Source organism: Tardiphaga sp. OK246, from assembly GCF_900188215.1.
Taxonomy (GTDB): Bacteria; Pseudomonadota; Alphaproteobacteria; order Rhizobiales; family Xanthobacteraceae; genus Tardiphaga; species Tardiphaga robiniae.
On record NZ_FZOX01000008.1, the window covers coordinates 216,572 to 230,487 of the forward strand.

The window sequence follows — 13,916 nt, forward strand, 5'->3', positions numbered from 1 at the left end:
GTGCGGCACCGCCCTGATGTGCACGCGAAGCCCTTTCGAAAATGAAAGACGCGGTGATATCGGTACGAGGTGCCGGTCAACGAAGTGAGCGAGCGGTTTCGGTCCGGGTTGGTGCCGTCGCGGTCGTCATTTCCGTCCGCGGTGCCAGAACTCTCAGCTGATGCAGAGACGCCGTGGAGGTTGGCGCCGCCGACTGCTCCTGGACGTTCGCAGCTCCCAGCACGCGAACCTGCACCGCCGATATCGGCAAACCCGCCGATCCATAGGTCGGCAACTCCGCAGCGAAGCCGGCGCAGCCACCCGCAATCGAGATCACGGCCGCGACGGTGATCGATAAGGTCATCTTCACTGTTAATCTCCTCGTAGGATTGAACGAGGGAGCCTAGACTTCTTTTGCTGCATTGCACAGTTCAATACCGCATTGCAACATTGCAGTTTCCGCGCATCGCGCCAGCCAGCCCCGGCCTCCCGAGGCTGCCCCGGCGCGACCTGAGGTGCTTTACGAATATTCCGATCACAGACTGCGACGAAACGCTCATCATCGATCTGGTGGTCTCGGCACTCCCTTACGCCAAACGGACCATCGGTTCCTCATGTCGTGGATCGCGCCGTTACCGAACGCCTTCGGCAGTTCGACGACATGGCATTCTGGGATCGGTTTCTGGCGCCGTTTCTCATAGCGGTTTGTGCTTTCGAGCGAATGTCATGTGTGCGACCCCGCCCGGAGAGGATGTCGTCTCGATCTCGTAGTCCTTCTCAAGACCCTCCACGCCATCCCACAGGCGCACGCCGCGGCCGAGCAGGATCGGAACCACCACGATGTGCATGTGATCGACGAGCCCGGCGGCAAGGAAGTCGCGGATCGTGGTGGGACCGCCGCCGATGCGCACGTCCTTGCCGGCCGCAGCCTCGCGGGCCGTCTCAAGGGCCTCGGCAGGCGAAGCGTCGATGAAGTGGAACACCGTGCCACCCTCCATGTCGATCGATGCGCGCGGATGATGGGTGAGGACGAAGACCGGCGTATGGAACGGCGGGTTGGGACCCCACCAGCCTTTCCAGTCCGGATCCTCATGCCATGTGGGAGGACCGAACTTCCTGGCGCCCATGATCTCGGCGCCGATCCCGGGCGCGAACAGCCGCAGGAACGCGTCGTCGATGCCCGCCGTGCCGCCGGGCTGGCCGAGCATCTGGCGACCCCATCGGGTCGCGAACATCCATTGGTGCAGCCGCTCGCCGGCGTGACCGAACGGCGCGTCAAGGCTCTGGCCTTCGCCGGTGGCGAAACCGTCGAGCGAGACGGAGACATGTTGGACACGGGCGAGTGACATGGCTGGCGCTCCTTCTGCTGTTGGTCGCGTTTCCTTAAACCATTCCGGAAGCGACGGCGGCGCTACTGGTTGATCTCGGGCTCGACGAGTTTCGTGAGCTTGCGCAGGGATTCCTGCCAGCCGAGATAGCAGGCCTCGGGCGGGATCACGTCGGGCACGCCCTGCTGCTCGATATTCACCTCCGTGCCGACAGACACGGCCTTCAACGTCACCGTGACCTTCATCTCGCCCGGCAGGTTGGGATCATCGAAGCGGCCGGTGTAGACGAGACGCTCACCGGGAACGAGCTCCAGATAGGTCCCGCCAAAGGAGTGACTGCCGCCCGTGGTGAAGTTGCGGAATGACATCCTGTGATGGCCACCGACCTTCGCATCCAGCTCATGGACGGTGCATGTGAACCCGAAGGGCGGAAGCCAGCTCGCAATCGCGTCAGGCTCGAGGAACGCGCGATAGAGCTTCTGCGGCCTGGCGGCAATGACGCGATGCAGACGGATCGTGCTGGGCATGGGCTTCTTCCTGTGGCTCGGTTACTTCGGTTGTCGTCCGGCGGGCAGCTTCCGCCGCCCGATACATCCATGACGAACGGGCCCGCCAGGCCCCGACATCTCAGCGGAATAAAAATCCTGACAGTCTCTATATCGTGCTGAAGGATGCGCCCGGCGCCGGGAGCCGGGAAATCGTCGCAGGGCTGGTGGTCGATCGCGACGCCAACGGCGATGTGGTGGGCTTCGCTATCGATCAGGCATCCGGCAAGCGCGACCTCACGCGAATCGAGACGTTCGCTGCCAGCGGTGAGCGCAGCAGAGTAAGCGCAAGGCCCCTCACCCGCGGGTGTTGCGGTTTTTCACCAACGCTTTGCCAGCTTTCTTTGTCATCACTGACCTCGACCAAAAATCTCATTCGTGAGAGTGCTGATGTGCTGCTGCCAGCATAGCGCATCACCGCTTTTCCCGCACCAAATCGCCTCATTTCCTCCGGGAACGCAGTGCAGCGTGCACCGTTCTTAACCCGGTTGCGCCGCATGCGGCGCGTGGGACAGATGAGGAGATTTCGATGCAACAGATTTTGAAGAAGGCCGTATTTTCGAAGGCCTTGCTTCCGCTGGCACTGGCGGGCGCGATTGGCGTCGCGGCGCCGGCCTTCGCCGCCGACGTCTATATGCGGCAGCCCGCCCCGCGAGCCGCCGTGGTGGTGCCATCGGGCCCGCTGACGCTGCAGGATGCGCTGGCGATCGCCTCGGGGATCGGCGTGGTGACGGTGCAGAACACCCATTTCGACGACAACGAATGGGAGATCGAGGGCCGCGATCAATACGGCAAGTGGATCCAGGTCGACATCGATGCGCGCACCGGCGAAGTGCGTCATGTGGATCGGTCGATTATCTGATCGGGTGGGAAGTGAGCAAGCGGCGCGCGATGAGCGCGCCGTTTGTTTTTGTGTAGCACTGATGTGAGACGCGCCGCGGCTGGTAGACTCCCTCCCCCTTGCGGGGAGGGTCGGCCGATAGGCCGGGGTGGGGGTGCCACACGTGACATCAGAGCTTGGGGCACCCCCACCCTGACCCTCCCCGCAAGGGGGAGGGAACACTGCTGTCCGCGTTCGCGGCTTACGTCAGCTTCAATCCCGTCGCAGCTTCGAGCTCCGCGATCGCCTGCGCGGCGGATGTCACCTTGATCGTGGTCATCCCCAGTTCGCGCGCGGGCTTGAGGTTGACGCCGAGGTCGTCGAGATAGACGCAGTGTTTCGGATCGACTGACAGTTTGTCGGTCATCATCGTGTAGATGCGCGGATCGGGCTTGCGCAGGCCGATCTTGGCGGACTCGATCACGTGATCGAACAGCACCATCACCTCGGCCACATAGAGCGCGCGGCCGTCGGTGGAGCCCATCGCATTGGCCGGCAGGTTGTTGGTGATGCAGCCGGTCTTGAACGCCGCCTTGATGCGGCGCAGCGCCTCGACCATGTCGGGGCGGATCTCGCCCTTCAGCAGCTTGACCACATCGCGGCCGGGCACTTCGGCGCCGAGCGCTTTGGACTCGGCAGCGAACAGCGCGTCGAAGGTGGCGAGATCGATTTCGGCGCGCTCGAATTTCGCCCAGGCATTCTCGAAATGGTTGTCCGCATTGGTGCGGCGGATGATGTCCTTCGGCAGGCCATGGCTCTGCTCGTAATGCGCAAAGGCCTCGAAGGGCGAGGAGGTGATCACCCCGCCGAAATCAAAGATCACCGCAGAGATCATGAATGTTCCCTTTTGTTACCCGGCCGCTTTTATGAATCGACCACGCCGCCTCACACTCCGACGTCATACGCGGGCTTGACCCGCGTATCCATCTTCGTCTGCGCTCGCGGCTTAAGGTGGATTGCCGGGTCATCTAGCGAAGCTCGCTTCGCGCTGCCCGGCAATGACGTGGGGAGAGGACGGAGTATGGCTGGGCGAACTCCGCGCGTGCGGAAAGTCCCCCTCTCCCGGCGCTACGCGCCACCCTCTCCCGCCTAGCGAAGCTTCGCTTCGCCTGGGGGAGAGGGGAAGAAAAGAGCGACGTCACCCCGCGACGCGGGCCTCGCCTCCGAGCACCGGGCCGCGCGCGGAGCCGACGTCGCGGATCGGGGGCTGGCCGTAGAGCCGGGCATATTCGCGGGAGAATTGCGACGGGCTCTGATAGCCGACCGCATAGCCGGCGCTGCCGACATCGAGCCGCTCCACCAGCATCAGGCGGCGCGCCTCGTGCAAACGAAGCTGCTTCTGATACTGCATCGGCGTCATCGCGGTGACGGTCTTGAAATTGTGGTGCAGCGAGGACTCGCTCATGCCGACGCGGTCGGCGAGATCCTCGATGCGGAGCGGGCTGGCATAGTTGCTGCGCAGCCAGGAAATGGCCTTGGCGACCTTGTTGCTCGGGCTCTCGGCCAGCGCGATCTGCCGCAGACGCGCGCCGTAAGGGCCGACCAGCAGGCGATACAGCACTTCCTGTTCGAGCAGCGGCGCCATCACCGGAATGTCCTGCGGCCGGTCGAGCAGGCGCAGCAGCCGCAGCGTGGCGTCGAGCAGATCGGCGGAGGCCTTGGCGACGACGACGCCGCGCTCGGGGAGCTGCGGATGCGCGGGCGCATCGGCATGACCGTTGCCGAACCGGCCGAGCACCTCCTTCAACAGTTGCGGATCGATCGCAAAGCCCATGCCGAGATGCGGCTGCGCTTCCGAGGCCTCGACGATGCAGGACGACATCGGCAGATCGAGCGACACCAGCACATAATCGCCGGCGGCATAGGTGTAGGTCTCGGTGCCCAGTTGCAGCCGCTTGGCGCCCTGCGCCACGAGGCCGAAACACGGCCACTGCGCGGTATGCACGAGCTGCGTCGGCTCGGTCTGCCGCTTCAGATAGAGGCTGGCGAGGCCGGTCGGATGGTCGCTGCCATTGGCGGCGTAACGGGCAATGATGTCGGCAATCTCACGAATCGTCTCGGTCACACGCAAACCCCTCAAGCGGCAGGCCTTTTATGCCGAGGTGTATCTAGGTGCAGTGCCGTGGCAGGGAAATGGCTGCGGGATCACTTTTGCAGGATCGTGCAAAACAGATGCAGGATCGCGCTAACACCGACGCGGCTGCATTTGCGATAACGGCGTCAGCCACAGAGCAGATCGGCGAGCCGCCCGCGGGCCTCGGATCTGCCAGGCCATACGGGTATCGGGTCGAACTCCCCGCATTGCGCGTCCAGACTGTTGTCGGGGCGCGATCACGCCCGGATCGATTCCGCCTCAAAATCTACGCACACGACTGACGATCAAGACAGACATCATCCAGATCTAAGGACATGCCATGACAAGACTGGCAGGAAAAGTTGCGCTCGTGACCGGCGCCGCGGACGGCATCGGCGCGGGCATTGCGCGGCGCTTCGGCGCAGAAGGCGCGGCGGTGATCGTGCATCACGCGGACGATCCCCGCGGCGCGGCGCGCGTGGTCGCCGAAATCGTGTGGCGCGGCGGCCGGGCCATCGCCGTCCAGGGCGACATCGCCCGCTGGCCGGACGTGCGGCGGCTCTATGAGGAAATCGCGGCGACCTTCGGCCGGCTCGATATTCTCGTCAATAACGGCGCCCTCGCGCGCAGCGAGGTGGCGGACGTGGTGTCCGAGGACGAGTTGCACCGGCAGCGCGAGCTGAAGGTGTTCGGCGCCATGCTGCTGTGCCAGGAGGCGGTGCGGATGTTCGGCGTCGCCGGCGGCAGCATCGTCAATCTCACCGCGCTCGATGGCATTCCGACAGCGCCCGCATCGCTGCCGGACCCCGGCGCCGACGCCGCCATCGATGCCATGACGCGCGGATTGTCCCGCGCCTATGGCACGCGCAATGTCCGCGTCAGCACCATCGCGCCCGGCATGCTCGGCCCGGAGGAACCCGCCGCCATCGACGTGCTCGACGGCAGCGTGCGGAACCGGCAGTTCATCGCTTTGCCCGCCGCGCGCAACCACACAACTGAAGGCATCGCCGACATCGCCGTGGCGCTGACCTGCGACGACAGGGCTGATCGTTCCGGCCGCGACATCATGGTGGCCGGCGCCATGCGGTGATGCGGGAACCCGCTTTCCCAGGTTCCTCCCGACGCTTGTGGGCGTGCCTGCGCGGCACGCCCATATTTCTTTTTGCGCATTCGCCGGCCAAAGCGTCTCGATTTCTTTCACATCCTATTAACCGCCCGTCACAAAACGGCGAAACGAAACTGTTGATCACCGCGTAGCTGTCAAAGAATTACCGGTTCTGATGCTATGCGTCGGTGATTGTAACGCAGTCCTTTTTGATCGACGAAAGCCAATGCTGGCCCGTAATACATCCGAGACGACCCGCCGGATCTCCCCGCGCTGGCTGCTGGCCGCTGCGGCGATCGTCGTTGTCGGATTCACAGTCATCTGCGGCAGCGTACTGCTCAGCATGCGGCGCGGCGACGAGAAGCTGGCGCACCAGACGCTCGGCAACCTCGCCTCCAGCATCGATGCCGATGTCGCCCGCAATGTGGAACTTTACGATCTGTCGCTGCGCAACGTGGTCAGCAACATGACCTCGCCGGAACTGGTCGAGATTTCGCGGCCGATGCGGCAACTGATCCTGTTCGACCACGCCGCCACCGCGCGCCACTTCGGCGCCATCCAGGTCACGGACGTCGCCGGCAACGTGACGCTGGATTCGTCGACGCTGGATCCGAAGCCGCAGAATTTCACCGATGAGGAATTCTTCAAGGTCCACAAGCGCGATCCGCTGTTCGGCCTCTATATCTCCAAGCCGATGCTGCATCAGGGCAGTTACGGCATCGTGCTGAGCCGCCGCATCGCGGCGCGCGACGGAACTTTTCTGGGCATCGTCGCCGGCTTCATCCGCTACAGCTATTTCCACGAGATCGCCGATCGCTTGCAGCTCGAGCCGAACGACGTGATTTCCGTCATCCGGCAGGACGGCGTGTTGATCATGCGCGCACCGTTCGACATGGAGATCATCGGCCGCGATCTCAGTCGGGTCCCGGGCGTACAGAAAGCGCTGGCCTATTTCTCCGGCTCCCATATCGGCGATTCCGCGACTGACGGCGTGCGGCGTCTTTTTGTCTGGCGTGAAGGCTCCCACCCGCTGATCGTGATGGTGGGGCGGTCCACCGACGTGATCTTCGGCCAGTGGCGCAAGGAAGCGCTGCAGATCGGCGGCGCCATGGCCGCACTCGGCCTGATCGCCTGCGCGCTGATGCTGATCCTGGCGCGCGAGATGGGCAAGCGCGGCGAGATGGAAGACAGGATGGCGCGCCTCGCCATGACCGACGGCCTCACCGGTCTCGCCAACCGACGTCATTTCGACGTGGTCATGGACAAGGAATGGCAGCGCGCCCAGCGCGCCCGCGCACCGATCTCGCTGCTGATGATCGACGCCGACCATTTCAAGGTGTTCAACGACAATTTCGGCCATCAAGCCGGTGACCTCGTTCTGTGCGGGATCGCCTGGAGCATCGCCCGGCATGCCAAACGCGCCAGCGATTGCGCCGCGCGCTATGGCGGCGAGGAATTCGCGCTGATCCTGCCGGGCCTCTCCCTCGCCGACGCCATCGAGCTCGGCGAACGGATCCGCGTCGAAGTCGGCCATCTCGAGCGCGACGGCATGACCACGACGACGATCAGCGTCGGTGCAGCGTGTCTCGTGCCGTCATCGCTGACCACGTCGAACGACCTGATCAGCAATGCCGACAGTGCGCTCTATGCCGCAAAAGCGCACGGTCGCAACCAGACATGGCCGGTCGCACCGCAGCAGAAAAGCCTTGCGGCGTAAGCAGATACCATTTGTACGGTTGTAATTAACCCGCGGTTCACCTGACTTCCTAACGCGTCTTCCACCCTTGCTCGGGTATTCCTATGCACGAGGGGTAGGAATTCATGCGGCTGCTGGGGAGGCGAATGACGAACGACGTGCGCGTTTCAGCGCCGGGCGCCGCCGAGCATGGCGATGGGCGCTCAACGACACGCCGCGCGCCGGTGCGCTGGCTCGTGCTCGTTGGCGCCGTGCTGATCGTCACCATTGCCGCCGGCACGGCGATGACTGTGAACAATTTCCGTCAGCGCACCATCGACAATTCCAACCGCGAACTTGAAAACACCGTGCTGCTGCTCAGCCGGCATTTCGATCAGCAGTTCCAGGATCTCCAGCGCATCCAGAAGAGCCTCACGGCTCATCTTCTCGCCAACGGCGTGATGTCGGTGCACAGCTTTGCCAGCAGCATGTCGAGCTACGAATCCCACATGATGCTGAAGTCGAAGCTGGATGATGAATTCGCCAACGACATCACCGTACTCGACGCCGAAGGCCGTCTGGTCAACTGGACAGGAGCCTGGCCCGGACCGGATCTGGTGCTGGCCGACCGTGAATATTTCCAGAAACTCAAATCGCAAGACCTCACTTTTGACGACGAGATCGTACAGCCGGTCCTGAGCCGCATCACTGGCAAGTGGAAGACGCTGTTTGCACGCCGTATTCTAGGCCCGAAGGGCGAGTTCTTCGGCGTCGTGACACGCAGCGTCGAGCCCCATCAGTTCGAGAAGTTCTTTGCCTCCGTCACGCTCGGCGAGAACGCGACCATTGCGATGTTCCACCGCGATGGCACCTTGCTGGCGCGCTACCCGCAGACGCCCTCTTCGATCGGCAAGGTTTTCAATAGCGGCCCGCTGCTGCAGCATCTGCGCTTCAGCGACGCGCCCGCAACCATCCGCACCGTCAGCCCCATCGACAATATCGATCGGCTCGGCTCGATCCGCCTGCTGCAAAACTTTCCGGTCGCGCTGGTCGCAACCACGACGGTCGAGGGCACACTGGCCAACTGGCGCGACCAGACCAAATTTCTCGTGATCCTCGCGTCACTGTCGGCCCTGATCCTGGCTGGCCTGCTTTATCTGATGATCCGTCACATCCAGCGGCAGAGCCGTGCAGCGCAGTTGCAGATGACGCTGGAGAAGAACCGCCTCGACACCGCCATCAACAACATGACGCAAGGCCTGCTGCTGTTCGATGCGCAGGCACGCGTGGTGGTGTGCAATCAGCGCTATCTCGACATGTACGGTCTATCGCGCGAGGTCATCACACCCGGCCGTCCGTTCCGTGACGTGATCGCGCATCGCAAGGAAACGGGCTCCTTCGCTGGCAGCGTTGACGCCTATGTGGCGGAAGTGTTGCCCGACGTCGGGCGGTCGCACATCCAGATCATGCAGACCGCCGATGGCCGCACCATCCAGATTTCGTCGCGACCGGTGGCCGACGGCGGCTGGGTCGCGACCCATGAAGACATCACCGAACGGCGCAATGCCGAGGAGAAGATCGCGCATCTGGCGCATTACGATGCGCTGACCGACCTGCCGAACCGCACGCTGTTCCGCAACGAACTCGAACGCGAATTGAAGCGCGTCGCGCGCGGCGCGCAATGCGCGGTGCTCTATATCGACATCGACGAATTCAAGGGCATCAACGACTCGCTCGGCCATCCCGTCGGCGACGAACTGCTCAAGGGCATTGCACTGCGGCTGCGCGGCTGCGTGCGCAGCTCCGACGTGGTGGCGCGGCTCGGCGGCGACGAATTCGCCATCGTGCAGACCGGTGTGGAGAGCCATTCCGATATCACGGATCTTGTCGGCCGCATCTATGATGCGATCCGCCAGCCATTCGATTGTCTCGGCCACAGCCTGCTCACCGACGCGTCGATCGGCATCGCGCTGGCGCCGCGCGACGGCGCAGACCTCGATACGCTGCTGAAGAACGCCGACCTTGCGATGTATGGCGCCAAGGCCGACGGCCGCCGCACTTTCCGCTTCTTCGAGCCCGAAATGGATGCGCGGGTGCAGGCCCGTCGCTCGCTGGAGCTTGAACTGCGTCACGCGGCCGGTGATGGCGGCTTCGCCAAAGGCGGCTTCGAAGTCTATTATCAACCGCTGCTGACGCTGCGCGACGACACCATCGTGGGCTGCGAGGCCCTACTGCGCTGGCGTCATCCCGAACGCGGCATGATCTCGCCGGCCGAGTTCATTCCGGTCGCCGAAGATATCGGCATCATCAATGAGCTCGGCGAATGGGTGATGAACACCGCCTGCGCCGAGGCTGCCAACTGGCCCGACGACATCCGGGTGGCGGTCAATGTCTCGCCGGTTCAGTTCCGCTGCGCGTCGCTCGCCCTGAAGGTGACCTCCGCCCTCGCCGCGTCCGGACTGCCGGCGCGGCGACTGGAGCTCGAAATTACCGAGGCCGTGCTGATCCGCGACGACGAGACCGCACTGGAAATCCTGCACGGGCTACGCGAGATCGGCGTGCGCATTGCGCTGGACGATTTCGGCACCGGCTATTCCAGCCTGAGCTATCTGCAGCGTTTCCCGTTCGACAAGATCAAGATCGACCGTTGTTTCGTGACCGATATCGCCGATGCACAGGGGTCGTCCTCCATCGTGCAGGCCGTGGTGAATATCGCGAGTTCGCGCAACATGACGACGACGGCCGAAGGCGTCGAGACGCCCCGGCAGAAGGAGCTGCTGCGCGCGCTCGGCTGCACCGAGATGCAGGGCTATCTGTTCAGCCCCGCCAAGCCCGCAGCAGAATTGCGGGATCTGTTGATCGCCCATCAGGCCAAGCAGTCCGAGGCTGCGGCCTGATCGCCTATTCCAGCAGCGTGAACTGCATCAGCAGAGTTCGCTGCAGCATCGAGAAATTGTCGTCCGAGATCAGCGTCAGCACCGTGTCGCCCTCCGGCGTCACATGGACATCGAGCCCTTCGAAATTGTCGATCTCGTAGCCGAGATCCGCATCGAAGATGGTGGGACCGTCGATGACGGCCTCCGGCACGATCGATGCGAGGAGAATGCGGCGGATGCGGACGCCGGTATCGCCGAACAGCGAGAACTTGCGTTCCAGCAGCAGCAGATCGCCGGATGGCAGCAGCGCCGCATCGCTGATGTCGTAATTCTTGGTGCGGCGGACCGAGAATGTTGCAGGTGCCTTGCCGCCAATGATCCAGGCTGAGATGTTGCCGGCGCTGTCGAGCCCGCGCTCCGAGATCGCCAGCAGCATGCCGGCCAGCGGCGAGGTCTTGAACCTGTCCCTGCGCACCATCACCAGGGCTTCGAGACTGCCATTGCTGGGCAGCTTGCGCATGCCCGGCGGCTGCGGGATCGGTTCGCCCCGGGCGCGCACGCCATCGCGGCCGAAGTCGAATTTCAGGATCTGGTGCACGCGTTCGAGGCCGATATAGACCGTCGGTCCGTCCACCGCGATGGACTCGGTATCGTACCAGCCGCGCGCGGTGATCGGCCTGCCGTCGGCGCCCAGCATCGGCGCCGCCTCGACATCGACAATGCCGACCATGGCATCGCCGCTATAGGCGATCTTGCCGGTAAACCAGTTGCCCTTGTCGCTGATGGCGATGAAACCCTCGCCCTTGTCGTCCAGGCGAAGACCGGAGATGCCGCCGAAGTCCTTGTAGCGCGACGTCAGGACCAATCCGCTGCGATATTGCAGCGACCCGAACCGTGTATGCGCGCGGTCGCGCGTATCGAAAGCCGGGATCGGCCGCGCTTCGATCTCGATCGACACCGGCGCACGGGCCGATGGCGTTGCCGGCGCCAGCACGGGCTGCGCACGGGCAAGAGATGGCAGCGCGGCTGCTGAAGCCGCGACTGCAAGAAAGTGACGACGGGTGAGATGAGCAGTCAAGCGATGGCCCCGGAGGATGGGTAGAGCAAAGCAAAACCCATCCTGTAAAGCCTAATGCGTCTTGCGTCGCCGACCATGGGTCGGCGCCGGTCCCGCCGTCTCGCTGAACAATTCAGCCAGCTTCTCGGTGATGGCGCCACCGAGCTCTTCGGCGTCGACGATGGTCACGGCGCGGCGATAGTAGCGCGTCACGTCATGGCCGATGCCGATGGCGATCAATTCGACCGGCGAGCGGGTCTCGATCTCTTCGATGATATGACGCAGGTGGCGCTCCAGATAGTTGCCGGGATTGACCGACAATGTGCTGTCGTCCACCGGCGCGCCGTCGGAAATCATCATCAGGATCTTGCGCTGCTCGGGACGGCCGAGCAGGCGCTTGTGCGCCCAGTCGAGCGCCTCGCCGTCGATGTTCTCCTTGAGCAGACCTTCGCGCATCATCAAGCCGAGATTCTTGCGCGCGCGGCGCCACGGCGCATCGGCCGACTTGTAGATGATGTGGCGGAGATCGTTGAGGCGGCCGGGATTGGCCGGCTTGCCGGCGCCGAGCCACGCCTCGCGCGACTGCCCGCCCTTCCACGCACGCGTCGTGAAGCCGAGAATCTCGACCTTGACGCCGCAGCGCTCCAACGTGCGTGCGAGAATGTCGGCGCAGGTCGCAGCCACGGTGATCGGGCGCCCGCGCATCGAGCCGGAATTGTCCAGCAGCAGCGTCACCACCGTATCGCGGAACGTCGCTTCCTTCTCATGCATGAAGGACAGCGGATGATGCGGGTCGGTCACCACGCGCGACAGGCGCGCGGGATCGAGGATGCCTTCCTCGAGGTCGAAGTCCCAGGCGCGGTTCTGCTGCGCCATGAGCTTACGTTGAAGCCGATTGGCGAGGCGTGCGACCACGCCCTGCAGGTGTGCGAGCTGCTTGTCCAGATAGGAGCGCAGCCGCTCGAGCTCGTCGTGATCGCAGAGGTCTTCGGCGGCGATGACCTCGTCGAATTTCGGCGCGAAGGCGTGATATTCGGGACCGCGCGGCTCGTTCGCGCCGCGCGAATTCGGACGCGTAGCTTCGCCGGGCGTTTCGTCGTCGCCTATCTCGCCGTCTTCGTCGAACGTGTCCGATGCGGAGGCCTGCGCGCTCTCCATCGAACTGTCCGACATTTCGTCGGACGACTGCTGCGCCTGATCGGCGCTCATTTCCTGCGAGGCGTCACTCTCCGGCGAGCCTTCGGCACCGGCCTGATCGTTCTCGCCCTGGCGCTCGTCGTCCTCGCTCTCCTCGTCATCCGGTTCGGCATTGCGGTCGTCGCCGAGCTCCAGCGCCGACAGCAGGTCATGCACGGCATCGCCGAACTTGGCTTGGTTCTCCGCGAACCGATCAAGCTGGTCGAGGCGATCGCTGATCTTGTCTTCGAGAACCGGCCGCCAGAGGTCGACCATCTTCTTCGCGGCGGCCGGCGGCGCCATGCCGGTCAAACGCTCGCGCACCAGCATCGCCAGCGCGTCGGCCAGCGGCGCATCGGCGCGGTCGGTGATCTCGTCGAACTTGCCGCGATGGAAATGATCGTCGAGCATCGCCGTGAGGTTCTTGGCCACGCCGGCCATGCGGCGCGACCCGAGCGCTTCCACGCGGGCCTGCTCGACGGCTTCGAACACGCCGCGCGCCTGTGGATTGCCCGGCATCAGCTTGCGGTGAACCTTGGGATCGTGACAGGCGAGTTTGAGCGCGATCGAATCCGCGTGGCCGCGCACGATGGCGGCGTCGCGCTTGCTCATTTTTCGCGCGGGTTCAGGAAGACGGGCTTTGCCCGGTGAGAGACCCGGCCGCTCGGCCGCGAAGGTCACTTCAAGCTCGGGCGCTTTGGCGATGGCGCGCAAACACGACGTCACCGCGCGCTTGAACGGCTCGGTCGGCGCTTCCTTGGAGCCGGGGCGGAATTTGTTGGTCGTCGTCGTGCTCATCGCCAGTCCCTACAGCGCCTTGGTAAACCAGTGGCGCGTCACGCCGCCTGGATAACCATCGATGGTGCCTAAAGCTTCATAGTCACAGGCGCGGTAGAAGTCTGGCGCCTGAAAACTCATCGTATCAACATAGGCACGCACCGCGCCGAAGTTTCGCGCTTGATCCTCGATCGATTCGATCAGCGCCTTGCCATGACCCTTGCCGCGAAACTGTTGATCGATCCAGAAGAGCTGAATGAACAGCACGGTCATCCAGACTTCGCCAACAATGCCGCCGACGACCTCTTTCTTGTCGCGCAAAGAGATGGCGAAGCTCTTGTGCTTCTGCTTCCCCATCTTCTCGACATTGTAGCGAAACAGGCCACCTTGAACCGCGCGCTTGGTTGCTCCAATCGTGCGCTCCACGGTGACCTTCGCCATCAC

The 13,916-nt window shown here is 63.8% G+C and carries 13 protein-coding genes; 5 read left to right on the forward strand and 8 right to left on the reverse strand.

The window, feature by feature from the left end; genetic code table 11:
- Window positions 1–76: 76 nt before the first annotated feature.
- The 3 genes from CHC01_RS28845 to CHC01_RS28855 form a co-directional block, all read right to left on the reverse strand.
- Window positions 77–343, reverse strand: coding sequence for a hypothetical protein (locus tag CHC01_RS28845; RefSeq protein WP_089267858.1), 267 nt, complete (start codon window positions 341–343; stop codon window positions 77–79).
- 331 nt (window positions 344–674) lie between these two features.
- Complete coding sequence (locus tag CHC01_RS28850; RefSeq protein ID WP_089267763.1) at window positions 675–1,328, reverse strand: dihydrofolate reductase family protein; 654 nt, start codon at window positions 1,326–1,328, stop codon at window positions 675–677.
- Window positions 1,329–1,390: 62 nt separating this feature from the next.
- Entirely contained in the window at window positions 1,391–1,834 is a 444-nt protein-coding gene (locus tag CHC01_RS28855) for an SRPBCC family protein (RefSeq protein ID WP_089267764.1), read from the reverse strand.
- A 131-nt stretch (window positions 1,835–1,965) separates the two neighbouring features.
- On the opposite strand from CHC01_RS28855, the gene CHC01_RS28860 reads away from it, so the two are divergent.
- Together CHC01_RS28860 and CHC01_RS28865 are read left to right on the forward strand one after the other, a co-directional pair.
- Window positions 1,966–2,262, forward strand: a complete 297-nt coding sequence (locus CHC01_RS28860) for a DUF2283 domain-containing protein (RefSeq protein WP_283805468.1) — start codon at window positions 1,966–1,968, stop codon at window positions 2,260–2,262.
- 119 nt (window positions 2,263–2,381) lie between these two features.
- On the forward strand, window positions 2,382–2,714 hold the full coding sequence (locus tag CHC01_RS28865; RefSeq protein WP_068729486.1) for a PepSY domain-containing protein: 333 nt from the start codon (window positions 2,382–2,384) through the stop codon (window positions 2,712–2,714).
- Window positions 2,715–2,934: 220 nt separating this feature from the next.
- Here CHC01_RS28865 and CHC01_RS28870 read toward each other — a convergent pair whose 3' ends face one another.
- Window positions 2,935–3,567: an HAD-IA family hydrolase gene (locus tag CHC01_RS28870; RefSeq protein ID WP_176454738.1), complete on the reverse strand. Its 633-nt coding sequence runs from the start codon at window positions 3,565–3,567 to the stop codon at window positions 2,935–2,937.
- A 303-nt stretch (window positions 3,568–3,870) separates the two neighbouring features.
- Window positions 3,871–4,797 carry an AraC family transcriptional regulator gene (locus CHC01_RS28875; RefSeq protein ID WP_231078897.1) on the reverse strand — a complete coding sequence of 309 codons (927 nt, stop codon included), beginning with the start codon at window positions 4,795–4,797 and terminating at the stop codon, window positions 3,871–3,873.
- Window positions 4,798–5,146: 349 nt separating this feature from the next.
- Here CHC01_RS28875 and CHC01_RS28885 point away from each other — a divergent pair, with 349 nt between their 5' ends.
- From CHC01_RS28885 to CHC01_RS28895, 3 genes are all read left to right on the forward strand, one after another.
- Complete coding sequence (locus tag CHC01_RS28885) at window positions 5,147–5,896, forward strand: SDR family NAD(P)-dependent oxidoreductase (protein WP_089267767.1); 750 nt, start codon at window positions 5,147–5,149, stop codon at window positions 5,894–5,896.
- A gap of 241 nt (window positions 5,897–6,137) precedes the next feature.
- Window positions 6,138–7,628: a sensor domain-containing diguanylate cyclase gene (locus CHC01_RS28890; RefSeq protein ID WP_089267768.1), complete on the forward strand. Its 1,491-nt coding sequence runs from the start codon at window positions 6,138–6,140 to the stop codon at window positions 7,626–7,628.
- Window positions 7,629–7,753: 125 nt separating this feature from the next.
- On the forward strand, window positions 7,754–10,483 hold the full coding sequence (locus tag CHC01_RS28895) for a bifunctional diguanylate cyclase/phosphodiesterase (protein ID WP_089267769.1): 2,730 nt from the start codon (window positions 7,754–7,756) through the stop codon (window positions 10,481–10,483).
- Window positions 10,484–10,487: 4 nt separating this feature from the next.
- Here CHC01_RS28895 and CHC01_RS28900 read toward each other — a convergent pair whose 3' ends face one another.
- Genes CHC01_RS28900 through CHC01_RS28910 form a run of 3 tightly spaced genes read right to left on the reverse strand, consistent with a single transcriptional unit; the run spans window position 10,488 to window position 13,913 of the window.
- Window positions 10,488–11,540, reverse strand: coding sequence for an esterase-like activity of phytase family protein (locus CHC01_RS28900; protein ID WP_089267770.1), 1,053 nt, complete (start codon window positions 11,538–11,540; stop codon window positions 10,488–10,490).
- Between the two features lie 51 nt (window positions 11,541–11,591).
- Window positions 11,592–13,493 (reverse strand): cobaltochelatase subunit CobT, encoded by a 1,902-nt coding sequence (gene cobT / locus CHC01_RS28905; protein ID WP_089267771.1) that lies wholly within the window; start codon window positions 13,491–13,493, stop codon window positions 11,592–11,594.
- A gap of 9 nt (window positions 13,494–13,502) precedes the next feature.
- On the reverse strand, window positions 13,503–13,913 hold the full coding sequence (locus CHC01_RS28910; protein WP_089267772.1) for a GNAT family N-acetyltransferase: 411 nt from the start codon (window positions 13,911–13,913) through the stop codon (window positions 13,503–13,505).
- Window positions 13,914–13,916: the final 3 nt, after the last annotated feature.